General features: G+C 58.5%; 22 protein-coding genes. 3 read left to right on the top strand and 19 right to left on the bottom strand.

What is annotated here, in order from left to right:
- Positions 1 to 46: 46 nt before the first annotated feature.
- From ylqF to G3578_RS01780, 12 genes are all read right to left on the bottom strand, one after another.
- Entirely contained in the window at positions 47 to 946 is a 900-nt protein-coding gene (gene ylqF, locus G3578_RS01835) for a ribosome biogenesis GTPase YlqF (protein ID WP_165208039.1), read from the bottom strand.
- Positions 947 to 1,006: 60 nt separating this feature from the next.
- A complete protein-coding gene (lepB, locus tag G3578_RS01830; RefSeq protein ID WP_165208037.1) occupies positions 1,007 to 1,564 on the bottom strand; it encodes a signal peptidase I in 558 nt (185 codons plus the stop codon).
- 105 nt (positions 1,565 to 1,669) lie between these two features.
- Positions 1,670 to 2,017 carry a 50S ribosomal protein L19 gene (gene rplS / locus G3578_RS01825; RefSeq protein ID WP_165208035.1) on the bottom strand — a complete coding sequence of 116 codons (348 nt, stop codon included), beginning with the start codon at positions 2,015 to 2,017 and terminating at the stop codon, positions 1,670 to 1,672.
- A 150-nt stretch (positions 2,018 to 2,167) separates the two neighbouring features.
- Positions 2,168 to 2,917, bottom strand: a complete 750-nt coding sequence (trmD, locus tag G3578_RS01820) for a tRNA (guanosine(37)-N1)-methyltransferase TrmD (RefSeq protein ID WP_165208405.1) — start codon at positions 2,915 to 2,917, stop codon at positions 2,168 to 2,170.
- Entirely contained in the window at positions 2,917 to 3,435 is a 519-nt protein-coding gene (gene rimM, locus G3578_RS01815) for a ribosome maturation factor RimM (protein ID WP_165208033.1), read from the bottom strand. Before rimM ends, trmD begins: the two co-directional genes overlap by 1 nt.
- Before the next feature lies 1 nt (position 3,436).
- Complete coding sequence (locus G3578_RS01810) at positions 3,437 to 3,850, bottom strand: YlqD family protein (protein WP_165208031.1); 414 nt, start codon at positions 3,848 to 3,850, stop codon at positions 3,437 to 3,439.
- 172 nt (positions 3,851 to 4,022) lie between these two features.
- Entirely contained in the window at positions 4,023 to 4,250 is a 228-nt protein-coding gene (locus G3578_RS01805) for a KH domain-containing protein (RefSeq protein ID WP_165208029.1), read from the bottom strand.
- A gap of 23 nt (positions 4,251 to 4,273) precedes the next feature.
- Positions 4,274 to 4,546 (bottom strand): 30S ribosomal protein S16, encoded by a 273-nt coding sequence (gene rpsP, locus G3578_RS01800; RefSeq protein ID WP_165208027.1) that lies wholly within the window; start codon positions 4,544 to 4,546, stop codon positions 4,274 to 4,276.
- Positions 4,547 to 4,650: 104 nt separating this feature from the next.
- Entirely contained in the window at positions 4,651 to 6,054 is a 1,404-nt protein-coding gene (gene ffh / locus G3578_RS01795) for a signal recognition particle protein (protein ID WP_165208025.1), read from the bottom strand.
- A gap of 10 nt (positions 6,055 to 6,064) precedes the next feature.
- Positions 6,065 to 6,403, bottom strand: a complete 339-nt coding sequence (locus G3578_RS01790) for a putative DNA-binding protein (protein ID WP_165208023.1) — start codon at positions 6,401 to 6,403, stop codon at positions 6,065 to 6,067.
- Positions 6,404 to 6,519: 116 nt separating this feature from the next.
- Positions 6,520 to 7,257, bottom strand: a complete 738-nt coding sequence (locus G3578_RS01785; protein WP_165208021.1) for an anti-sigma factor domain-containing protein — start codon at positions 7,255 to 7,257, stop codon at positions 6,520 to 6,522.
- Positions 7,250 to 7,843, bottom strand: a complete 594-nt coding sequence (locus tag G3578_RS01780) for an RNA polymerase sigma factor (protein ID WP_346773937.1) — start codon at positions 7,841 to 7,843, stop codon at positions 7,250 to 7,252. Before G3578_RS01780 ends, G3578_RS01785 begins: the two co-directional genes overlap by 8 nt.
- 175 nt (positions 7,844 to 8,018) lie before the next feature.
- Here G3578_RS01780 and G3578_RS01775 point away from each other — a divergent pair, with 175 nt between their 5' ends.
- Genes G3578_RS01775 through G3578_RS01765 form a run of 3 tightly spaced genes read left to right on the top strand, consistent with a single transcriptional unit; the run spans position 8,019 to position 11,057 of the window.
- A complete protein-coding gene (locus G3578_RS01775; protein ID WP_165208019.1) occupies positions 8,019 to 9,167 on the top strand; it encodes a COG1470 family protein in 1,149 nt (382 codons plus the stop codon).
- Between the two features lie 3 nt (positions 9,168 to 9,170).
- Positions 9,171 to 10,109: an ABC transporter ATP-binding protein gene (locus tag G3578_RS01770; RefSeq protein WP_165208017.1), complete on the top strand. Its 939-nt coding sequence runs from the start codon at positions 9,171 to 9,173 to the stop codon at positions 10,107 to 10,109.
- Positions 10,110 to 11,057, top strand: coding sequence for an ABC transporter permease (locus tag G3578_RS01765; protein WP_165208015.1), 948 nt, complete (start codon positions 10,110 to 10,112; stop codon positions 11,055 to 11,057).
- Between the two features lie 93 nt (positions 11,058 to 11,150).
- Here the strand turns inward: G3578_RS01765 and ftsY are convergent, their stop codons facing one another.
- The 7 genes from ftsY to fabF form a co-directional block, all read right to left on the bottom strand.
- On the bottom strand, positions 11,151 to 12,155 hold the full coding sequence (gene ftsY / locus G3578_RS01760) for a signal recognition particle-docking protein FtsY (RefSeq protein ID WP_165208013.1): 1,005 nt from the start codon (positions 12,153 to 12,155) through the stop codon (positions 11,151 to 11,153).
- A gap of 21 nt (positions 12,156 to 12,176) precedes the next feature.
- A complete protein-coding gene (gene smc, locus G3578_RS01755) occupies positions 12,177 to 15,749 on the bottom strand; it encodes a chromosome segregation protein SMC (RefSeq protein WP_165208012.1) in 3,573 nt (1,190 codons plus the stop codon).
- Between the two features lie 215 nt (positions 15,750 to 15,964).
- On the bottom strand, positions 15,965 to 16,498 hold the full coding sequence (locus tag G3578_RS01750) for a PadR family transcriptional regulator (RefSeq protein ID WP_165208011.1): 534 nt from the start codon (positions 16,496 to 16,498) through the stop codon (positions 15,965 to 15,967).
- Between the two features lie 6 nt (positions 16,499 to 16,504).
- Complete coding sequence (locus G3578_RS01745; protein ID WP_165208010.1) at positions 16,505 to 17,734, bottom strand: MFS transporter; 1,230 nt, start codon at positions 17,732 to 17,734, stop codon at positions 16,505 to 16,507.
- A 202-nt stretch (positions 17,735 to 17,936) separates the two neighbouring features.
- Complete coding sequence (locus G3578_RS01740) at positions 17,937 to 18,704, bottom strand: arginase family protein (protein WP_165208009.1); 768 nt, start codon at positions 18,702 to 18,704, stop codon at positions 17,937 to 17,939.
- A 189-nt stretch (positions 18,705 to 18,893) separates the two neighbouring features.
- Positions 18,894 to 19,595 (bottom strand): ribonuclease III, encoded by a 702-nt coding sequence (rnc, locus tag G3578_RS01735; protein ID WP_165208008.1) that lies wholly within the window; start codon positions 19,593 to 19,595, stop codon positions 18,894 to 18,896.
- Positions 19,596 to 19,640: 45 nt separating this feature from the next.
- Positions 19,641 to 20,882, bottom strand: coding sequence for a beta-ketoacyl-ACP synthase II (gene fabF / locus G3578_RS01730; RefSeq protein ID WP_165208007.1), 1,242 nt, complete (start codon positions 20,880 to 20,882; stop codon positions 19,641 to 19,643).
- Between the last annotated feature and the right edge of the window lie 46 nt (positions 20,883 to 20,928).

The following is a 20,928-nucleotide window of genomic DNA, read 5'->3' as shown; positions in this document are numbered from 1 at the left end:
TATGGAAAAAAACCCGCCTATCCGGACAGACAGACGGATTTCCTGGTTATTCAGTCTCTGAGAGGCTTACCGGCTTCCCGATCGGGTGTTCCATCTCCCAGTCAACCGGTCTTTCCAACGAGATGGGGCCGAGCTTGCCGGAGCGCAGTTCGCGCAGGAACAGCTCCGCCGCCTTGTCGTAGTCGATCTCTCCCCGGCCCATCACACAGCCGCGCTTCTTCGCCACCTCTTCCAGCATTTCCACGCGATCTGCCGGCAGCGAGGCGAGCTTGTAGCGCTCCAGCAGCCGGTCCGGGTAATAGTGCATCAGATAGCTCAAGGCATACAGCGCCACTTCCGTAAAATCGAGCAGCTCATCCTTGATGGCGCCGCTCGCGGCCAGGCGCAGTCCCACCATCTGATCCTCAAACTTGGGCCACAAAATCCCCGGCGTATCCAACAGCTCCAGGCTGTCCCCCATTTTCACCCATTGCTGCGCCTTCGTGACGGCCGGGCGGTCGCCGGTTTGCGCCACCGCGCGTTTGGCCAGCCGGTTGATCAGGGAGGATTTGCCCACATTGGGAATCCCGAGGATCATCACGCGGACGGCTCTTGCCTGCATGCCCTTCTCTTTCCGTTTGTTCAGCATGTCTGCGGCAAGCTCCTGACAGTATGCCGGCAGCTTGTTTACCCCCTTGCCGCTCAGGGCATCGATCGGCAGGGTGCGCATGCCGCTCTCTTTAAAATAACGGATCCACTGCTCCGTTACCTCGACATCGGCCAGGTCCGCCTTGTTCAGCAGAATCAGCCTCGGCTTGCCGGAAACGATGTCATCGATCATCGGGTTGCGGCTGGAGAGCGGCAGCCTGGCATCCAACAGCTCGATCACCACGTCGATCTGCTTCAGCTTCTCCGTGACCTGCCGGCGGGCTTTTGCCATATGCCCCGGAAACCACTGGATGTTCATCTCAATCACCTGCCTTTGGTCTTCCGGTTCGAATGTTGCGCACATGCATGTCCGAATCGGTCAGCGTGTCATGCGGATGTGATCGTACGGCCAGAAAACGAATTCGGAACGGCCCACCACCTTGTCGAGGCTGACCGGCCCGATCGCCCGGCTGTCGTGGCTGTTCAGGCGGTTGTCCCCCATCACAAAGAGCTGCCCTTCCGGAACGGTGACCGGCCCGAAATCCTCTGTCAGCGGGACGCCCTGCGCTTTCGCCTCTTCCCGGTTCTGGGCCAGGTACGGCTCATCCACCCGCTTCCCGTTTATGTACAGCACGTCATCTTTCACCTGGATCGTATCTCCGCCCACCCCGATCACACGCTTGATGTAATCTTTCTTGGGTTCCGCGTGAAAGACGATGATATCGCCGCGCTTTGGTTTTTCCAAGTAATAGATCGCCTTGTTGACGACCAGTTTCTCTGCGTTATGTAAGGTGGTCTCCATTGACTCTCCTTCCACGATGAAGGGGGCGAATAAAAAGCTGCGAATCAAAACGGCCAAGACGATGGCGATCCCCAGGGCTTTGATCCATTCCCAGGCTTCGTTCTTGCCCTGGCGCGCGGTTACCTCTTCGCTCATCCCTATTTTCCTCCCGCTTCGTGCGCTGTTATCCCGGAAAAACCGATGGATTTGAAAAAAGGAGGACTGGAATCCAGGCCCCCTTCTTCTATCTTCATCGGTTGATTAGCGACGAATTTCCTTGATACGTGCAGCTTTGCCAACGCGCTCACGCAGATAGTACAGCTTCGCACGGCGTACGCGACCATGGCGCACCACTTCGATCTTGTCAAACTTCGGAGAGTGAAGCAGGAACGTACGCTCCACCCCTACACCGTAAGACACTTTACGCACGGTAAAGGTCTCGCTGACACCGGTACCGCGGCGGCGGATCACAATGCCTTCAAACAGCTGAATCCGTTCGCGCTGACCCTCGATAACCTTTACGTGTACGCGTACCGTATCCCCGGGACGGAATGCAGGAATATCCTGTCTCATTTGTTCCTTTTCCAATTCACGGATCACTTGGTTCATCTCAATTCCCTCCTTCCGATCAGACGTTCATACCCGCCTCTTGGCAGCGTCGGCTGCGAATCGCCGATATGCGGGTAGCGGACCGCCTTAGTCAGCAGGCAAAAATGCCACAAGATGTATATTAACACAATGGCAGCCTGACTACAAGAGTCAATCCGGGTGACCGCCCGTGTTTTTTTCCTGTTCGATCTCCTGCAGCAGCCTGCGCATCTCCTCCGTCAGCTCGATCCGCGCCAGCAGCTCCGGCCGCCGCTCCAGCGTGCGGCGGAGCGATTCCTTCAACCGCCACCGCTCGATGTTGGCATGATGGCCGGACAGCAGAACATCCGGCACTTTCCAGCCGCGGAACTCCGCCGGTCGGGTATAGTGGGGATGTTCCAGCAGGCCGGTGGTGTACGAGTCGGTCACCGCCGACGTTTCGTTGCCGAGCGCCCCCGGCTGCAGCCGGACGATGCTGTCGATCACCACCATCGCCGCCAGCTCGCCGCCGGTCAGCACATAGTCCCCGATCGAAATCTCATCGGTCGCAAGATGCTGGCGGATGCGCTCATCGTATCCTTCGTAATGGCCGCAGATCAAGACCAGATGCTCTTCCTTCGCCAGCTCCTCCGCGATCTTTTGGGTATAGGGCCTGCCCTGCGGACACATCAGGATGACACGCGGCCTGGTGTCGCCCGCAATGGCTTCCACTGCCCGGAACAGCGGCTCCGGCTTCAACACCATGCCGCCTCCGCCTCCGTACGGGGTATCATCAACAGTGCCGTGCTTGCTCTCGGAGTATTCGCGAAAATTGGTCACATGAAATTCCACGATCCCTTTTTCCGCAGCCTTCCCCAGGATGCTGGAGCCGAGCACGCCGGGAAACATCTCCGGAAACAGCGTCAGGATATCAATCCGCATCATTCCACCAATCCTTCCATCAGATGGCAGACGACGCGCTTGTTTTTGACGTCCACATGCTTGATGCAGTCATCGATAAACGGCAGCAAAATTTCGCCGCGTTTCCCTTTGACCACCCAGACGTCGTTGGCCCCCGGCTGCAAAACCTCCACGATCCTGCCCAGCTCTTCCCCTTCGTCGGTCACCACTTCGCAGCCGACCAGCTGATGGATGTAAAACTCATCCTCTTCCAGCTCCATCAGCTCGTCCTCCGAGATCTTCAGCTCGCCGCCCTTAAACTTCTCCACGTCATTGATCGTGGGATATCCCTTGAACGACAGCAGTTCGAAGCCTTTGTGGCTCCGTCGGGACGCGATCTCCATCTTGATGGGCGCCGGTAGGGTCGGATGAAACAGATACAATTGGTTCCCCACCCGAAAGCGCTCATCCGGGAAGTCGGTGGTGGAGACAATGCGCAATTCGCCGCGCAGACCCTGCGTGTTGACCACTTTGCCTACCGTGTAAAATTTTTGGCCCACTTTATGTTCCTCCCTGCCGAATCTCGTGGATCACACCGTCTTTTAGAATGATTTCCGTTCCCGTCATGATTTCATCCCAGACATCGCCTACTTTGACCTGGATGCTGCTTTCGACGGTGGTGTGATAGATCTCGCTGCCGTCTGGCAGATTCTCGACCTGCCTGATCTGAAACTCGAGCATTTCCAGCTTCTCTTTGCGCAGCCGCTCTTCCCGGGCGACCCGCTCCCGCACCAGCTTCTCGGCATCGCCTGATTTTTTGCGGGCTTCCGCCAGCAGCTTCCTGCCTTCAAACTGCCACTGCTTCAGTTCCAGGGCAAGGCGTCTCGCCTGTTCCCGGTAGTCGGCAAGCAGCGTCTCGCGCGAAGCCTCGGTCAAGATCACCTTGACCTTCACCGGACGATGAATGGTCAGCATCCGCTCACATCCCTTCGTGAAAACCCGCTCGGAGCTCCGCCCACTCGGCACAGCGTTTGCTAACGCCGAGCGGAGCGGTGCCCTTGCCGTGCCGCGTGGGACCTCCAACCAAGCCCAGACAACCTAAGCCAACGCTCCAAGCGAAAAAGGCCGGGACAGCTCCCAGCCTTTTTTACACAATTTCAACCGTGACCCGCTTGCCGGTTTCCCCCGAAGCGGCTGTCACCACGGTGCGCAGCGCTTTGGCGATGCGTCCCTGCTTGCCGATGATCTTCCCCATATCATCGGGATGCACCGACAATTCATAGACGAGCGCCCGCTCATGCTCCACCGCGTTCACGCGTACCTCATCAGGATGATCAACGAGAGCTTTTGCGATCGTTTCGACCAGCGCTTTCATGTGATTGCCCCCCGATGAGAAGCTTACTTGCCGAATTTGGCTTCGTTCACTTTGGCGAGAACGCCAACGGAAGAGAGCAGATTGCGGACCGTATCGGTCGGAGCCGCACCGTTCAGCATCCATTTTACCGCTTTTTCTGTGTCGATGTTGACCACAGCCGGCTGTGCTACCGGATTGTAGTAGCCGATTTCCTCAATGAAACGTCCGTCACGCGGAGAACGGGAGTCAGCAACAACCACGCGATAGAACGGTGCTTTTTTGGACCCCATGCGTTTCAAGCGAATTTTCACTGCCATCTTGTTCACCTCCTATTTATGCAAAGCAGAAGCTTGTTGCTATATCTGAACCATCGCGCAGCCGGCGGGAAAGCCGGGCGCGAAGAGAGTTCAACATGGTTGGATCACTTGAAGGGCGGTTTGAAGTTAAACGGGAAGTTGTTCCCGCCCGGATTGCCCTTTCCCATGAAAGGAAAGCCTATCCCTTTTTTCTTTTGTTTCTTCTGCATCTTGTTTGCCATGCCGCTGAACTGCTTCATCATTTTCTTCATCTCTTCAAACTGCTTGATGAACCGGTTCACTTCCTGGATCGTCGTCCCGCTTCCGGCCGCGATCCGTCTGCGGCGGCTGGCATTCAGGATATCGGGATTGGCGCGCTCCGCCTTCGTCATCGACTTGACAATCGCTTCCACGCGGGCGATCTGCTTCTCGTCGATCTGGATCTTGTCCTTCATCTTGTTCATGCCGGGCAGCATGCCGAGGATGTCCTGGAAAGGTCCCAGCTTGCGCATCTGCTGCATGGAGTCGAGAAACATGTCAAAGGTAAACTCCCCTTGACGCATCTGCTTCTCCATCTGCTTGGCCTTTTCCTCGTCAACCGCTTCCTGCGCCTTCTCGATGAGGCTCAGCACATCGCCCATGCCGAGAATGCGCGACGCCATGCGGTCCGGATGGAACGGCTCCAGCGCGTCCAGCTTCTCGCCCATGGCCGCGAACTTGATCGGCTTGCCCGTCACGGCCTTGACGGAGAGCGCGGCACCGCCGCGGGTATCGCCGTCCAGCTTGGTGAGGATCACGCCGGTGAGTTCCAGCTGACCGTTGAAGTTCTCCGCCACGTTGACGGCATCCTGACCGGTCATCGCGTCCACCACCAGCAGAATCTCGTCGGGCTTGACCGCATCGCGGATCTGCTTCAGCTCTTCCATCAGCGCCTCGTCGATGTGCAGGCGGCCGGCGGTGTCGATCAGCACGTAGTCCAGGTGGTTTTCCTTGGCGTGCTCAATCGCTTTTTGCGCGATCTCGACCGGACTGACCTGGTCGCCGAGGGTAAAGACAGGCGCCTTCACCTGTTCGCCCAGGACCTGCAGCTGTTTGATCGCGGCAGGACGGTAAATGTCGGCAGCCACCAGGAGCGGCTTGCGGTTCTGCTTCTGCAGAAATTTGGCCAGTTTGCCGGTCGTCGTGGTTTTCCCCGCCCCCTGCAGACCGACCATCATGACGACGGTAGGCGGCCGGTTGGAGGCAGCGAGCCTGGCGACATTGCCGCCCATCAGCTCGGTCAGCTCTTCGTTGACGATCTTGATCACCATCTGGCCCGGCGTGAGGCTTTTCAGCACCTCCTGGCCAATGGCCCGCTCCTTGACGCGCGCGATGAAATCTTTGACTACCTTAAAGTTAACGTCGGCTTCCAACAGCGCCAGGCGCACTTCACGCATCGCTTCGTTGACCGCGGTTTCGTCGATCTTGCCGCGTCCGCGCAGCTTGTCGAAAGCGTTCTGGAGCCGACTTGCCAGACTTTCAAATGCCATGCGAGCCCTCCTAATCCATCTCTGTCAATTGCTTCAGCATCGCCTGCAGCGTCCGGCTTGTCTCGCTTGGCTCAAGCTTCGCAAGCAAACCGCCCATCTGCGTGAAGATCGCCTGCCGTTCTTCATGCTTCTTGGCCAACTGGAGCTTCTCTTCATACTCGAAAAGCTGTTTCTCCGCACGTTTGATATGATCGTAAACGGCCTGACGGCTGACCTCATGCATTTCCGCAATCTCGCCGAGCGACAGATCATCCAGGTAGTACAGCTCGAGATATTCGCGCTGCTTGCCTTTCAGAAGCGGTGCGTAGAAATCAAACAAGAGATTGACCTGATTGGTTTTTTCGAGCATTGAACCAATCCTTTGCTGAGGTACTCGGCTCCACCCTGTAAAGCATTTTCCTTTACAGCACGATAACTATACTACCCAATTCGCACCTCACTGTCAAGCTTTTTTGTTGACATGAATCACTGCTCGGACAGCGGGGATTGCGGGGGATTGTGCCGGATTTTCACGACGATCGCGTCGGGGCCCGTCGGAAACAGGCTGCCGCCCTTCGGTTCGATGCTGACCGCAATGTTTTCCACCCGCCGCATCTCCATCCCGTGAAAATAAAGATGGGCCATCCGCCCTCTCCACTGCAGCACACCCACGTTCGACCGGGTATGGCCCGCAACGAACCAGACCTGGTAATCCTTTTCCGCCAGTTTCTCCAACCCTTCGGTCAGGATAAACATTTCGTTGGATTCATCGTTCGTCCAGACATACCCCTTGATGGGCGTGGAAGCCACCGGCACCATCTGATGCATGATGGTGCGCGGGTGATTAACCATGGCGTTCTGGTTGAACAGTTCCTCCCGTAGCTGCTGCTCCGGGATCGCCTCCGGAACCATCGTCACCGCAAGCAGAAGGGAGGCCGCGGCGATTGCAGCCGGAAGCGCGATTGCAGGACGGAAACGGCGTGCCGCGAACGCCAGCGCCGCCATGAGCCGGTAGCGCCGGAGCAGGCGCCGCTTGACGCGCGGATGGGGGACAGGCCGGGCCTCATTCTCCCCCAGGATCGCTCGCCATTCCGCCACCAGGGAGGCGCAGCGGCCGCATTCTTCCAGATGTTGACGGTAGGCAAGCCGCTTCCCTTCCGCCAATCTGCCCTGCGCAAAATCGACGGCATCCTCTTCCAGCCAGCCGCAGACAGCCTTATTCACGTTCCTTTGCACCTCCCGAAGGGGCGAGCCAGCCCAGTTGATTCAGCTGTTTGCGCACATTGATCAACCCGTACCGGATCAGCGATTTCACCGTGCCGAGCGGCCTCTCCAGCTTCTCTGCCAGCTCACGGTGCGATTTCGCCTGAAAGTACATGCCATAGACGGCCTCCCGCTGGGCCTGCGGGATGGTGTCGAGCACTTCTCGCACCGTTTCCCGCTCCAGCTTCTTCAGCACCTGCTCCTCCGGGCTGCTCTCCGAAGCCGTCCACGGCAGCCCGGCGGCATCCCAATCGTGCAAACGGTCCCGCTTCATCCGGCGCAGCCGATCCAGGCAGCGGGATCTCGTCTTGACGGCCAGCCACGCTTCGATGCTCCCCCGAGCGGGGTCATACTGGCCGGCCGTGCGGTACACTTCCAGAAAAATATCGTGGCAAAGATCTTCCGCCTCCATCGGATCGCCCATCATTCGCTGGGCGATCTGGTACACAAGCGCCGCATATTGCTCGTAAAACTGTTCAAAGGCAGCTGCGGAGCCCTGCCCGATCTCGCGCAGCAAGCGCAGCGACTGCTCATGATGGTCCGTCACTCTCTGCCCCTCCCCGCTCCTGTATGCTTTCTATCTTTACAAGTAACAAAAACCACCGTTTCTTGCAATTGCTCCCCTGAAAAATCGGATGCACTTTTCGCGGGGCATAAATCCGATCCATCCCTCTGCTGCGTATCACCCAATGAAAAAATCACCAACACGAGGGGGAAATCTCATGAACGCAGGAAACAGACGCATCATCTGGCTGTTGGCGCTGCTGATCTGCCTGGCCTCCTTTGGCGGCGGCAGCGTCTACGCCGCAGGATTGTCCTTGTACACTCCTTATCCCACGGTCTCGGTAACCCCGGGAGAATCGATCCAGTATTCCGTCGACATCATCAACCAGGGCGGCGCCATCGACGTGGCCGATCTGGCCGTCACCAACCTGCCGCCCAAATGGGAAGCCAAGCTGACGGCTGACGGCATGAGCGTGCAGCAGGTGGCGGTGAAACCAAACGATTCCCGCAACATCTCCCTGCAGGTGGATGTCCCGCTGGACGCCAACAAAGGGACGTACCGCTTCCAGCTGACCGCGAAGGGCAAAGGATCGCTTCCACTTACCGTGACGGTCTCGGAGCAGGGCACGTTCAAGACGGAGCTGACTTCCGAGCAGCCGAACATGGAGGGACACGCCGATTCCACCTTCCAGTATCGAGCGACGCTGCGCAACCGCACGGCGGAAAAGCAGCTGTACGCGATGACGGCGGAAGCGCCGCAGGGCTGGGATGTGCAGTTCAAGGCGGATGGCAAGAGCGTCACGTCCGTCAGCGTGGATGCCAATGCCACCAAGGATATCGATATTGAGATCCACCCGGCGGAAAAAGTGAAATCGGGGACGTATAAAATCCCGGTAAAAGCCTCGTCCGGCTCCACCTCCTCCCAGATGGAGCTGGAAGTGGTGATCACCGGCTCCTATGACCTGGAGTTAAGCACGCCAAGCGGCCTGCTGAGTACAGATATCACCGCCGGCGACCAGAAAACGGTGCAGCTGAAAGTAACCAACACGGGGACGGCTCCCCTGCATGACATCGAGCTGTCCGCCAACACGCCGGTCAACTGGGAAGTTACCTTCGACCCGAAGAAAATCACCAAGCTGGACGCCGGCAAATCCGCTGAGGTGACCGCCACCATCAAGGCCGACAGCAAGGCGATCGCCGGCGACTACGTGGTCAGCATGAGCGCCAGCGCTCCGGAAAAGTCCGCCGATGCCGAATTCCGCGTGGCTGTGAAAACATCGGTGCTGTGGGGGTGGCTGGGCGTCATCATCATTCTCGCCGTTATCGGAGGCGTCTATTACCTGTTCCGGCAGTACGGGAGGAGGTAAGGAATGCGTGAGCCAGTGATCGTCCTGGAGGAACTGACCAAGCAGTACGGCGATCATGTCGCCGTTGACCATCTGTCGCTCACCATCCCGCGCGGGGAAATATTCGGCCTGCTGGGACCCAACGGAGCCGGCAAGTCGACCACCATTCTGATGATGCTGGGTCTGACCGAACCAACCTCCGGCAGCGTCCATGTCTGCGGGCACAACTCGACGCGGGAAGCGATTGAAGTCAAACGGAAGGTGGGTTACCTTCCCGATGACGTCGGGTTCTACGATGATTTGACCGGTCTGGAAAACCTGCTGTTTACCGCCCGGCTGAACGGCCTGTCGAGAGAGGAAGGCACAGCCCGGGCACAAGCCCTGTTAGCGCGGGTTGGCCTTGAGGAACACGCCGGCAAAAAGGCGGGGACCTATTCCCGCGGGATGCGGCAGCGGTTGGGTCTGGCCGATGTGCTGATCAAGGAGCCGGAAGTGATCATTCTGGATGAACCGACGCTGGGCATTGACCCAGAAGGGGTGCGCGAATTTCTCAAGCTGATCCGGCAGCTGAGCAAGGAAGAGGGGCTCACCGTTCTTCTCTCTTCTCATCATCTGCACCAGGTTCAGCAAATTTGCGATCGGGTCGGCCTGTTCGTTGCCGGCCGGCTCCTCGCGGTGGGCGATGTGCCCGGCCTGTCACGCCAGTTATTCGGCCAGGAAGCCGTCCTGATTGAAACCAGGGTCTCCCCTTGCAGCGATTCGTTTCTGGAGAGCCTCGCCGCCATGGACGGGGTGACGGGGGTGGACAAAACAGCCAATACGCTCAAGATCCATGCCCGGCGGGATGTCAGCGCCGACATCGCCAGACTGGCCGTCTCCGCCGGGGAATCCCTGCACTACCTGGCGCAGCAGGAGTACGGCCTGGACGAGATCTATCACCGCTATTTCGAAGGGGGGATGTAAATGCATCCGTTTTGGGTCATCGTGCAAAAAGAGATTGCCGACCACCTGCGCAGCTGGCGCTTTCTGATTCTGGTGGCGCTGTTGTTTCTGACCTGCATCGGCTCGCTGTACACGGCGATGTCCACCCTGCGCGAAGCCGTCTCCAAAGATGACGCACAGGCCGCGTTTCTGTTCCTGAAACTGTTCACCGTCTCGGACGGCACGCTGCCTCCCTTCATCACCTTCGTCGGCTTTCTGGGGCCGCTCTTTGGCATCGCCATGGGCTTTGACGCCATCAATGCGGAACGGAACAAGGGGACGCTGAGCCGTCTGCTGTCCCAGCCCATTTACCGGGATTATGTGATCAACGCCAAATTCGTAGCGGCGCTGATCGTGATCAGCGCCCTGCTGTTTGCCCTGGGCTTCCTGGTCATGGGCATGGGCCTGATCGCCATCGGGATTCCGCCGACGCCGGAGGAGTTCGGCCGCCTGGTCTTCTTCCTGATCGTCAGCGTCCTGTATGTGTCCTTCTGGCTGAACATGGCCATTCTTTTCTCCACCCGCTTCCGGCAGGCGTCCACCTCCGCCCTTGCCGCCATCGCGGTCTGGCTGTTTTTCAGCGTCTTTTATCCGCTGATCGTCAACCTGATCGCCAATGCGACGTTTCCCAAAGAGGCGGTTACGCCCGACAGCGTGCTGTCTCACCAGCAGTTCGTGCAGGCATTGACGCGTCTGTCGCCCAGCCAGCTGTTCAGCGAGGCGACGACCACCATGCTGACGCCGTCCGTGCGCAGCCTCGGTCCGCTGACCATGGAGCAGATCTACGGGGCGATCCCGAGCCCGCTGCCGCTCGGCCAAAGCCTGCTGCTCATCTGGCCGCAGTCCGTCGGCTTGCTTGCCGCAACGGCTGTCTGCTTCGCGCTGTCCTATATCCTGTTCATGCGGCAGGAAATCCGCTCCCGCAACTGATAGAAACCCTGCGGCTCCCCAAGAGCTGCAGGGTTTTTCGTGTCTCAAAAACGTACTGTGGACAAGGCGCGACGGCTGTCCGACGGTTCCCTTCTACTCCGCCTTCTCCTCGGCCGCCTCTTTCTCGATCAGGCCGGCAAACAGCGCATGGACAAACTGCTCGGGATCAAATGGCTGCAGATCATCCATCTTCTCTCCCAGTCCCACGTACTTGACCGGAATGCGCAGTTCGTTGCGGATCGCGATCACGATGCCGCCTTTGGCCGTACCGTCCAGCTTGGTCAGCACGATGCCCGTCACCCCCGCCGACTGGCTGAAGGTGCGCGCCTGCGACAGCGCATTTTGCCCGGTGGTGGCGTCGAGCACCAGCAGCACCTCGTGCGGGCCGTCGGGAACCTCCCGCTGGACGACGCGGTATACCTTGTTCAGTTCTTCCATCAGGTTCACTTTGTTCTGCAGCCGGCCTGCCGTATCGCAGAGCAGGACGTCGACGCCCCGCGACTTGGCCGCCTGGATGGCGTCGAAGATCACCGCAGCCGGATCAGCCCCCTGCTGATGCTTGATCACCTCAACGCCCACGCGCTGGCCCCATACTTCCAGCTGTTCGATGGCCGCCGCGCGGAACGTATCCCCCGCCGCCAGCAGCACCTTTTTCCCCTGCTGTTTGAACATATGGGCCATTTTCCCGATGGTGGTCGTCTTCCCGACGCCGTTGACGCCGACGAACAGAATGACGTTTAACCGGCCGTCCTCCACGCGCAGCGCGGTGTCGGCCGCCTCGTCGTTCTTCAGCAGCCCGACCAGCTTCTCGGACAGGATCGGCTGCAGGTCGAGGGCATTCTCGATCTTATGCTTGCGCACTTCCCCGCGCAGCTCGTCGATCAGCTCCATGACGGTGTTTACGCCCACGTCGGCTGCAATCAGGATCTCTTCCAGCTCTTCAAAAAACGATTCGTCGATCTTCTTGTAACGGCGCACCAGATCTTCCACTTTTTCCACCAGGAGATCCCGTGTCTTGGTCAGCCCCTGGGTAAATTTCTGGGTAACCGCTTCGGATTTCTGCACGATGGCCTCGCGCAGCTTTTTGAAAAAACTCATGGGGGTGCTCCCTCCTGCTTGCTACGATGCATTTTCGATCAGTTTATGCGTATCTTCCAGGCGGACGGACACGATTTTCGAGACGCCGCCTTCCTGCATGGTAATCCCGTACAACACGTCCGCGCTTTCCATGGTTCCTTTGCGGTGGGTGACGCAGATGAACTGCGTCTCCTTGCTGAAGGCGCGCATGTATTCCGCAAAGCGGACGACATTGGCCTCGTCCAGCGCCGCCTCCACCTCGTCCAGCACGCAAAACGGCACCGGCTTGACCCGCAGAATGGCAAACAACAGCGCCATCGCGGTCAGCGCCCGTTCGCCGCCGGACAGCAGAGCCAGGTTTTGCAGCTTCTTGCCGGGCGGCTGGGCGACGATCTCGATTCCCGTCTCCAGCAGCTTGTCGGGATCGGTCAGGATCAGATCGGCCCGTCCGCCGCCGAACAGCTGGACAAACACATCCCGGAACTGCACCTGGATCTGCTCAAACGTCTCCTTGAAGCGGCGGGACATCTCCACGTCCATCTCCGCGATCACCTGGTAAAGCATGGCCTTGGCTTCATTCAGGTCGGCTTCCTGACTGCTTAGAAACTGCTGCCGCTCCGCCAGGCGTTCATATTCCTCAATCGCGCCCAGGTTGACCGTGCCGAGGGCGACGATCTCCCTTTTCAGGCTGGCGACGATCTGCTGCTCGCTGGCGATCTCCCCTTTGGGCGGATATTTGGCTTTCGCCAGGTCGTAGCTCAACTCGTATTCCTCGGAGAGCTTGTTGAGCAGGTTGTCCAGCTCGACATCGAAGCGGTTCACCTTCACTTCTTCCTGATGCAGCTTCTCTTCCACCATTTTGACCTGCCTGCGGATCTCCTTGGTTTCCAGCTCCGCCTGTTCCTGCTGGTTGTACAAATGGGCCCGGTCGACGCGGCGTTCCTGGATCAGCCCGGCCACGCGCTCCTTGTCCTGCCGCAGCTCATTGATCTTGGCCTCCAGCTGCTGGCCGACCGAATCATTGCCGGCCTCCAGCTGATCCAACTCTGTCAGCGTGCTGTTCAGCTCTTCCCATTCCCGCTGCAGGGCCTGCCGCTGTTCCTTCAGCCGCTCGATCTGTTCGAGGCGCGACTGATGTTCTTGGGTCGTCTGGGCATCCAGCACCTTCAGGCTGGTGATCCGTTCGTTGATCTCTTCCTTGTGGGTGAGCTGCTCCTGCCGTCTGGCTTCTGCGGCTGCAATGGCATCATGCAGTCCCTTCTCCTCCGCTTCCAGCTCCACCAGCCGTTCAGCCAGTTCGGACAGCTTGCCGTTCGCTTCTTCGATCTCCCGGGCCAGGCCATCCATATCCTGGCTGACCAGCTGCAGCCGGTCGGCGAGGGAGCGCCCTTCCGCTTCCGCCTGCTGGAGATGGCCTTTTATCTCCTGTTCCTTCAACCGCAGCGTCTCCCCCTGCGTGCGGAGTCCATCCTGCTTCTGCTCCTGCTCCCGCAGTTCCGCCTGCATGCGGACGAGCGCATCGCTGATGGCCGCGATCTGCTCCTCGAGGGAGGCCATTTCCGCCTCCAGCTCTTCCGCCTGCCGGCCGCGTCCCAGCAGATTGGCCGTATTTTTCTTCAGGGCCCCCCCTGTCATGGAGCCGCCGGCATTGACGATATCCCCTTCCAGTGTCACCACCCGATAGCGGTAGCCGCATGCCCGCGCCACCTTGTTCGCCTGCTCCAGGTTCTCCGTCACGATCACGTTGCCGAGGAGCGATTCGATGATGGACCGATACCGCTCCTCGAAGCTGACCAGCGCGCTGGCTACCCCGACGACACCGGCTTCCCGTTCGATCAGCCGGCGGTCCTCCGGCTGAAGCTGACGGGGCCGGATCACGTCGAGGGGCAGAAAGGTGGCGCGCCCGGCGTTGTGCTTCTTCAGATACGCGATGGCGTCCCGGCCGGCGGCTTCGTTTTCCACGACCACGTTTTGCAGGGCTCCGCCCAGCGCCACTTCCACGGCGGTCTCATATTTTTCCGGCACCGTCACCAGTTCGGCTACCGCCCCGTGAATCCCGTGAAAACCGTTTTCCCGGGCTTTCAGGATCTCTTTGACCCCCTGCTGGAATCCGGCAAACTCGTGCTGCATCTCCCTAAGCAGATCCAGGCGCGATTTGCAGGCTTCCCGCTTCTGCTCGAGCCGGCGCTGCTCCTGGCGGGCCGCCTCCAGCCGGGCTTGTCCGTCCTTGACGGCTTCCAGCAGCTGCTTGTACTCATCCAGCGCGGCCTGGATGGCAGCGTCGATCTCCTGCAGCGCCGCATGGTACCCGGCCAGCTTCTCCTGACGGGCGGCCTCCTCCGCATCGAGCCGCTCCTTCTCCTGCGTCAGGCGCGCAAGCCGCGCCTGGTTGGTTTGGATCTGCTGCTCGTGATGGCGCATCTCGTTGCGCAGATTGGCCATCTCGTTCAATTTTTCAAAGTAGTCGCCTTTCAGCCGGTCCACATCGTCGGTCAAGGTCTGGACGGCAGCGGCGAATTGGTTTTCGGCGGCGGCCAGCGCCGACTGCGCCTCCTCCATGCGCCGTTTCGTCTCTTCCGCGCGGCGCATCTCTTCCGCCAACTGCGCGTCCGTCGCATGCTGCTTCTCGGTGATCCGGTGCATCTGCTCCATGGTCTGCTGCCGGTTGGCCGCCAGGTTGCGCATCCGCTCCTTCCAAACCTCGCGCTGCCCTTCCATTTTTTCCACTTCTTCGCTGACGGAAAGCAGCACCTGCTGCAGCTCTTCGATCGACTGATCGATCTCGTTGACGCGGTGTTTGGCCTGCTCCAGGTCGGCTTCGCGCTTGCTCGCCTCCGTCCCGTAGCGCAGCAGCTCTTCCCGCAGCAGTTCCACCTGGCGGCTTGCTTCTCCCCATTTGGCATGCGTCGTTTCGATCTGCTGCACGTAGAGCGCCACCTCGTGTTCCGTAAGCTGCCGGCGCAATTCCTTGTAGGTTCTGGCGGTTTCGGCCTGTTCGCGCAGCGGGCCGATCTGTTCGTTGATTTCATTCACGATATCGTGGATGCGCACCAGATTCTGCTCGGTTTCTTCCAGCTTTTTCTCCGCTTCCCGCTTGCGGGTCTTGTATTTGACGATGCCGGCCGCCTCTTCGAAAATGCCGCGGCGATCCTCCGCCTTGGTGCTGAGGATCTCCTCGATTTTTCCCTGTCCAATAATGGAATAGGCTTCTTTTCCCAGCCCCGTATCCATGAACAGCTCGGTGATGTCTTTCAGGCGGCAGGGCCGTTTATTGATAAAGTATTCGCTCTCGCCGGACCGGTAGACCCGACGGGTAACGGATACCTCGCTGTATTCCAGATTGAGCGCCCGGTCGCTGTTGTCCAGCGTCAGGGTTACTTCCGCGAAATTGACGGGCTTGCGGGTATCGCTTCCCGCGAAGATCACGTCTTCCATCTTCGCCCCGCGCAGCGACTTGGCGCTCTGTTCGCCAAGCACCCAACGGATCGAATCGGAGACGTTGCTTTTGCCGCTGCCGTTCGGTCCCACAACCGCGGTAACGCCGGGGACAAACTCCATCTCCGTGCGATCGGCAAACGATTTAAAGCCGGCCAACTCCAAGCGTTTCAAATACATGTATGCGTTCCTCCTTAGAAAACACGGCGAGCGCCGATGGGCGAAGGCGGAGCCGCAGCTGCGACGCACAGGATGTGCTAGTGTCGACAATGCCTCAGGACGAGGCGTTAACGTCGACCCCCTATGTCTTCGGAAAACAGCTGCACATTCCGGTCCGCCACGTCAACCCTAACTGTTCTATCTTACCACAGCCGCGCCGATTGGCGAAGGCTCTGTCACTGCAGTGCCTCGTCCGCAAGCAGGGCGATCTGCGCGCGCAGCCATTCCTTCTCCACCCGGCTCGTCTCCCGGGCAATGTGGAGCATGCCGCGGCGGAAAGGATCTTCCTCCTGCCTCATGCCGACAGGATTGCCGCCCGCGGAAAAAAAGCTGCGCCCCGCTTCGAGGAACGAGAGGCGCCGCGCCAGGATGTTACGCTGCTGATCCTTGGGCAGATATTTCAAAAAGGCCAAAAAGGTAAAAAAACGGTTTCGGTCCGAGATATCGACGTCATCGGGATGAGCCAAACGGTCGAGCAGTTCCTTTTCGCCGCTCTCCGTCAGCGTAAGCACCAGTCGGACCGAGGCGGCTTTTCCCTGCTCCTGCCGCTTGACCACCCATCCGTGCTTTTCCAGACGGGCAATCGCCGGATAAAGGGCGCCGTCGCTGACAGGCCGAAAATGGCCGGTCAGCATCGTCAGTCTTTGTTTCAACTCGTATCCGTGCATCGGTTCCTCGCGCAAAAAGCCAAGGATCGCCAGTTCCAGCATCTCGATTCACTCCCATGAAACGGTATGGGCTTTCCGCCAGCTCCCCCGCTCCCTTTTCCTCACAATCGCGAACAGGCTGAAACAGCCCCAGGCGGCCAGGCAAAAAAGCAGGAAGACAAGCATCATCTGAAAAGGGGAGAAGCGGTCTGACAGCATGCCCCCCATGAGCGGTGAGATTATACGGCCCATATAATTGCTTGCGGTCACCAGGCCCTGGTAAAAACCTCTGCGCCCCTCCGGAGAAACGGAATGTGCGGCAGCGGGAATCCCCGGCCAGACCAGCACCTCCCCGACGGTCAAAAGAATCATGGCGGCCACGAAACCCGCATACTGCGGGTAAAAAAGAAGCAGGAGGAAACTGCCTGCATAAATCGCCGCCCCAGTCCGCAATTGGCTGGATACATCCGGGAGATAGCGGTTGATCATGCGTGAGCCGACAGGCTGGAGGAGGAGGATCAGCAGGCCGTTCAGCGTCCAGAGCACGCTGTACGCCGACAAGCTGTAGCCATGCCGAAGCATGTGGGCGGGAATGCTGACCTGCCACTGCGTATAGGGAATGATGCTGCACATCATCCCCGCACACAGGAGAAGAAGCGCAGGCACATTGCCCGGATTTTCATTCACGGTTGGGGGGGAATCTCTCTTCATTGACGCGGTGTTTGTCTCCGCCGCCTTCACCCTTGGCAGAGCAACGAGCAAGAGCAGGGCAAACAGGAAAAACGTCGCGCCATTGGCCAAAAACGAGCAGGAAAACGAAACGGCAGCAAGCATGCCGCCCAGGGCGGTCCCTGCCGCCACCCCAACATTCTGGGCGAGATAGATCAGATTGAACGGTCGGCGGCCTCCGTCGGGCCACATCGCACCAGCCATCGCCATGATCCCCGGAAGGATCATACCCAGAAAGAGATGCAGCAGCGACAGCGCGAGGACGAAAACCGCCCAGCCAGGTGAGAAGGCCAGCACAAACGCCGTAGCAGAAGCAAGCAGCGCCCCCGCCGCAATGGTCCGTTTTCCCCCTATTTTATCATAAATCAGCCCGCCGGACATGCTGCCTAGCGCGCCTGCTCCCGCCTCCAGCATCATGACCCAGCCGGCTGTCGTCGCCGACTCGTGCCATCCCCGGGTAATATAAATCATGGTAAGCGGCCAGACGAAGGAAAAACCCATCATGTTGATCATCGCGCCTGCCGCCAGCATCAGCACGGAAGGTGGAACTGTCTGCAATCGTTTCCGCATGGTATGATTCTCCTTTTTACATCGAATCGATATATATCGTTTAGATGTAAATTACCATACGCAAATGCTTCCGTCAATCTGATGACGCCCGGTTGCCCCCAAAAATAGCCTGACCCCTGCAATGGTGCTCTTTTGTTGCCGGCGGCATCAAAAAATGCAGCCTTGCTCCTTATGAAGCAGGCTGCATTTGCTTTTTTCGATATTAGCTGGCGGAGACAACATCGACGATGGCTCTGTTGGCCTTTTCGTTCTTTTTCATATGCCGGACCAGCTCAGGCGATAACACATCAACCGGCGAGAGGGGCAGTTCACCGCAGATATCCACCCCCAGAACGGGGTTGCTCTGTTTCAAATCCCGAATCAGTTCCAGCAGCTGCAACAAGGTCATGCTTCCCTGATCCCAATTGGTGGTTGCATGGTTCTTGTCGAGAACATCCTTATCCACACTGATATAAACCGGTTGGTCCTTCAGAAGGGCCCGAAGCTTCGCCTCCATCCTGATCACGGAGGATTGTTTCACTTCGTTTTCGGAAATCACCGTCACATTCCCGGGCATTTTCCCTGCGTCGAAACGGCCGTTCGACGTGTTGGCTCCAATAATGACGACATGCTGCAGCAGCGGATATGTGTTCAGCGCGAATGTCACCCAGGATCCGCACGAGATCATGGATCCATCCTCATGCAGCGCAAGATCGGTGTGATGGTCGAACAGCACGAGGGAGAATGGCTGTTTCAATTCAGAGAGCAGCAGATAGGAAACGTAGTGGTAATTGCCGTTTCCGATCAGCGTAATGCCTTTGTATTTTCTGGACTGCAACCTTTTTTTGATCGTTTGCAGGGAAGGCATCTCGCAGTACCCTTGTGAACCCCGGATGTCGGACAGATCGATCCATTCGCCGGGATAACGCGAGAGCAGCTTCTGCTGCGTCAATGTCCCGTCAAAATTTAACAATGTAATATAGCGTTTCATTGTTTATCCCTCCCAATCTGCATGCGTTGCTGACGAAAAGAGCAAACAATGAAGCCTGTACATGTATCTTTCATTATACACCCGGATCCGCTGCCGTTTCATCTCACCTGGCGCCATGGCTGCACATCCGCACTGGGTGAAAAGAAAAAAGCGAGAGAAACCTATCTTCCTCTCGCTTCCATCTATCGTTTACATGGCTCCCAGACTGATCAGGGCACGGGCAGCCGCCTGCTGCTCGGCTTCTTTCTTGGAGCGGCCGGAGCCTATTCCCAGTGAGCGGTTGTTCAACAGCACTTCAGAGACGAATTCCCGATTGTGGGCGGGTCCCTTCTCCTGTACGATCCGGTACTGAAGCTCGCCAAGATTATCCTGTTGGACAAACTCCTGGAGCTGGCTCTTGAAGTCGGTGACCTGCGCAAACTCTCCCTTGTCAATGCGGGGGTATACGTATTTTTCCATGAAGGAAAACACCGCCTCAAGCCCCTGATCCAGGTAAAGGGCGCCGATGAACGCTTCAAACACGTCGGCAAGAAGGGCGGGCCGCTGTCTGCCCCCCGTCAGCTCTTCCCCTTTTCCCAATAGCACCAGATCTCCAAAATGAAGGAGTTCCGCAAATTTGACCAGCGACGGTTCGCATACGATGGCGGCGCGCAGCTTGGTCATCTCCCCTTCGCTCATCTTGGGAAACATCTTGTACAGAAATTGGGACACCGTCAGCTCGAGGACGGCATCTCCCAGGAACTCAAGCCGTTCGTTATCCTGCATGCGTTTCCCTTTTTGCTCGTTCACATAGGAGGAATGGGTGAATGCCTGCCGCAAAACGCTTTCGTCGCGAAAGCGCACACCGATCGTCTCTTGCAGCTCCGCAAAATCCAACACCCTCACCACCATTCTCCATACTTCCTACGTCCTTTATCATCGGTCAGCAGAAAAAAATTATGCCTCGTACCGTTTCAGCACAATGGTGGCATTGTGTCCGCCGAACCCGAAGGTATTGGAAATCGCCACCTGGACATGTGCCGGCCGCGCAACATTGGGCACATAATCGAGATCGCATTCCGGATCAGGATTCTCCAGATTGATGGTGGGCGGCAGCATTTGATCGCGCAGCGCAAAGGCCGTCGCAATCGCTTCAATGCCGCCGGTTGCGCCCAGCAGATGGCCGGTCATCGATTTGGTCGAGCTGACCGCGAGCTTGTAAGCGTGGTCGCCAAAGACCTGCTTGATCGCCAGCGTCTCGGCGATGTCCCCCAGATCCGTGGAGGTTCCGTGCGCATTGATGTAACCCACTTCATCCGGTTCCACACCGGCGTCGCGCAACGCGTTTTTCATGCAGCGGGCCGCTCCTTCGCCGCCGGGCGCCGGCGCGGTGATATGATGGGCATCGGCGCTCATCCCGTACCCGATCACTTCGGCGAGGATGGTGGCCCCCCGTTTCTTGGCGTGCTCCAGTTCCTCGAGCACCAGTATGCCCGCCCCTTCGCCCATCACGAAACCGTCGCGGTCCTTGTCAAACGGACGGCTTGCCTTTTCGGGCTCATCATTGCGGGTGGACATGGCTTTCATGGCACAGAAGCCCGCCATCGCCATGGGGCGGATGGTAGCTTCGGCGCCGCCGGTAATCATCACATCGGCGTCCCCGTACCGGATCAGGCGGAAAGCATCCCCGATGGCATTGGTCCCGGTGGCGCAGGCGGTAATGGCGCTGGACGTCGGCCCTTTGGCCCCGAACTCGATGGAGATGAGGCCGGACGCCATGTTGGCGATCATCATCGGAATGAAGAACGGGCTGACGCGGCGAGGCCCTTTCTCCAGCAGCAGCGAATGCTGCTCCTCCCATGTGGCAAGGCCACCGATCCCCGAACCGATATACACCCCGACGCGCTCGGCATTCCCCTCCGTGATCTCCAGCTTGGACTGGGCAACAGCCATCTTCGCGGCCGCCAGGGCAAACTGGACATAACGGTCGGTCCGGCGCACCTCTTTTTTATCCATAAACTGTTCCGGATCGAAGTTTTTCACTTCCCCCGCGATCTGCGTCGGATACTCCGATGCGTCAAAGGCGGTAATTTTCCCGATCCCGGATTTGCCTTCGAGCAAGTTTTTCCAGAACGTGTCGGCATCGTTTCCGACCGGGGAGATTACTCCCACACCGGTAATCACCACTCGTCTTTTCATGATCGATCACCTCTATGTGAAATCAGCTTTGCGCTTCCGTTCCTTG

This window comes from Brevibacillus sp. SYP-B805 (assembly GCF_011059135.1).
Classification (GTDB): Bacteria; Bacillota; Bacilli; order Brevibacillales; family Brevibacillaceae; genus Brevibacillus_F.
The sequence above is the reverse complement of the archived record's forward strand: the minus strand, read 5'-3'. Positions and strand labels throughout refer to the sequence as shown.

What these genes read in the sequence shown, in the direction of transcription:
- ylqF (WP_165208039.1), bottom strand. Translation starts at nt 946, where the DNA reads ATGAACATCCAGTGGTTTCCGGGGCATATGGCAAAAGCCCGCCGGCAG.
- lepB (WP_165208037.1), bottom strand. Translation starts at nt 1,564, where the DNA reads ATGAGCGAAGAGGTAACCGCGCGCCAGGGCAAGAACGAAGCCTGGGAA.
- rplS (WP_165208035.1), bottom strand. Translation starts at nt 2,017, where the DNA reads ATGAACCAAGTGATCCGTGAATTGGAAAAGGAACAAATGAGACAGGAT.
- trmD (WP_165208405.1), bottom strand. Translation starts at nt 2,917, where the DNA reads ATGCGGATTGATATCCTGACGCTGTTTCCGGAGATGTTTCCCGGCGTG.
- G3578_RS01810 (WP_165208031.1), bottom strand. Translation starts at nt 3,850, where the DNA reads ATGCTGACCATTCATCGTCCGGTGAAGGTCAAGGTGATCTTGACCGAG.
- G3578_RS01805 (WP_165208029.1), bottom strand. Translation starts at nt 4,250, where the DNA reads ATGAAAGCGCTGGTCGAAACGATCGCAAAAGCTCTCGTTGATCATCCT.
- rpsP (WP_165208027.1), bottom strand. Translation starts at nt 4,546, where the DNA reads ATGGCAGTGAAAATTCGCTTGAAACGCATGGGGTCCAAAAAAGCACCG.
- ffh (WP_165208025.1), bottom strand. Translation starts at nt 6,054, where the DNA reads ATGGCATTTGAAAGTCTGGCAAGTCGGCTCCAGAACGCTTTCGACAAG.
- G3578_RS01790 (WP_165208023.1), bottom strand. Translation starts at nt 6,403, where the DNA reads ATGCTCGAAAAAACCAATCAGGTCAATCTCTTGTTTGATTTCTACGCA.
- G3578_RS01775 (WP_165208019.1), top strand. Translation starts at nt 8,019, where the DNA reads ATGAACGCAGGAAACAGACGCATCATCTGGCTGTTGGCGCTGCTGATC.
- G3578_RS01770 (WP_165208017.1), top strand. Translation starts at nt 9,171, where the DNA reads ATGCGTGAGCCAGTGATCGTCCTGGAGGAACTGACCAAGCAGTACGGC.
- G3578_RS01765 (WP_165208015.1), top strand. Translation starts at nt 10,110, where the DNA reads ATGCATCCGTTTTGGGTCATCGTGCAAAAAGAGATTGCCGACCACCTG.
- ftsY (WP_165208013.1), bottom strand. Translation starts at nt 12,155, where the DNA reads ATGAGTTTTTTCAAAAAGCTGCGCGAGGCCATCGTGCAGAAATCCGAA.
- smc (WP_165208012.1), bottom strand. Translation starts at nt 15,749, where the DNA reads ATGTATTTGAAACGCTTGGAGTTGGCCGGCTTTAAATCGTTTGCCGAT.
- G3578_RS01750 (WP_165208011.1), bottom strand. Translation starts at nt 16,498, where the DNA reads ATGCTGGAACTGGCGATCCTTGGCTTTTTGCGCGAGGAACCGATGCAC.
- G3578_RS01745 (WP_165208010.1), bottom strand. Translation starts at nt 17,734, where the DNA reads ATGCGGAAACGATTGCAGACAGTTCCACCTTCCGTGCTGATGCTGGCG.
- G3578_RS01740 (WP_165208009.1), bottom strand. Translation starts at nt 18,704, where the DNA reads ATGAAACGCTATATTACATTGTTAAATTTTGACGGGACATTGACGCAG.
- rnc (WP_165208008.1), bottom strand. Translation starts at nt 19,595, where the DNA reads ATGGTGGTGAGGGTGTTGGATTTTGCGGAGCTGCAAGAGACGATCGGT.
- fabF (WP_165208007.1), bottom strand. Translation starts at nt 20,882, where the DNA reads ATGAAAAGACGAGTGGTGATTACCGGTGTGGGAGTAATCTCCCCGGTC.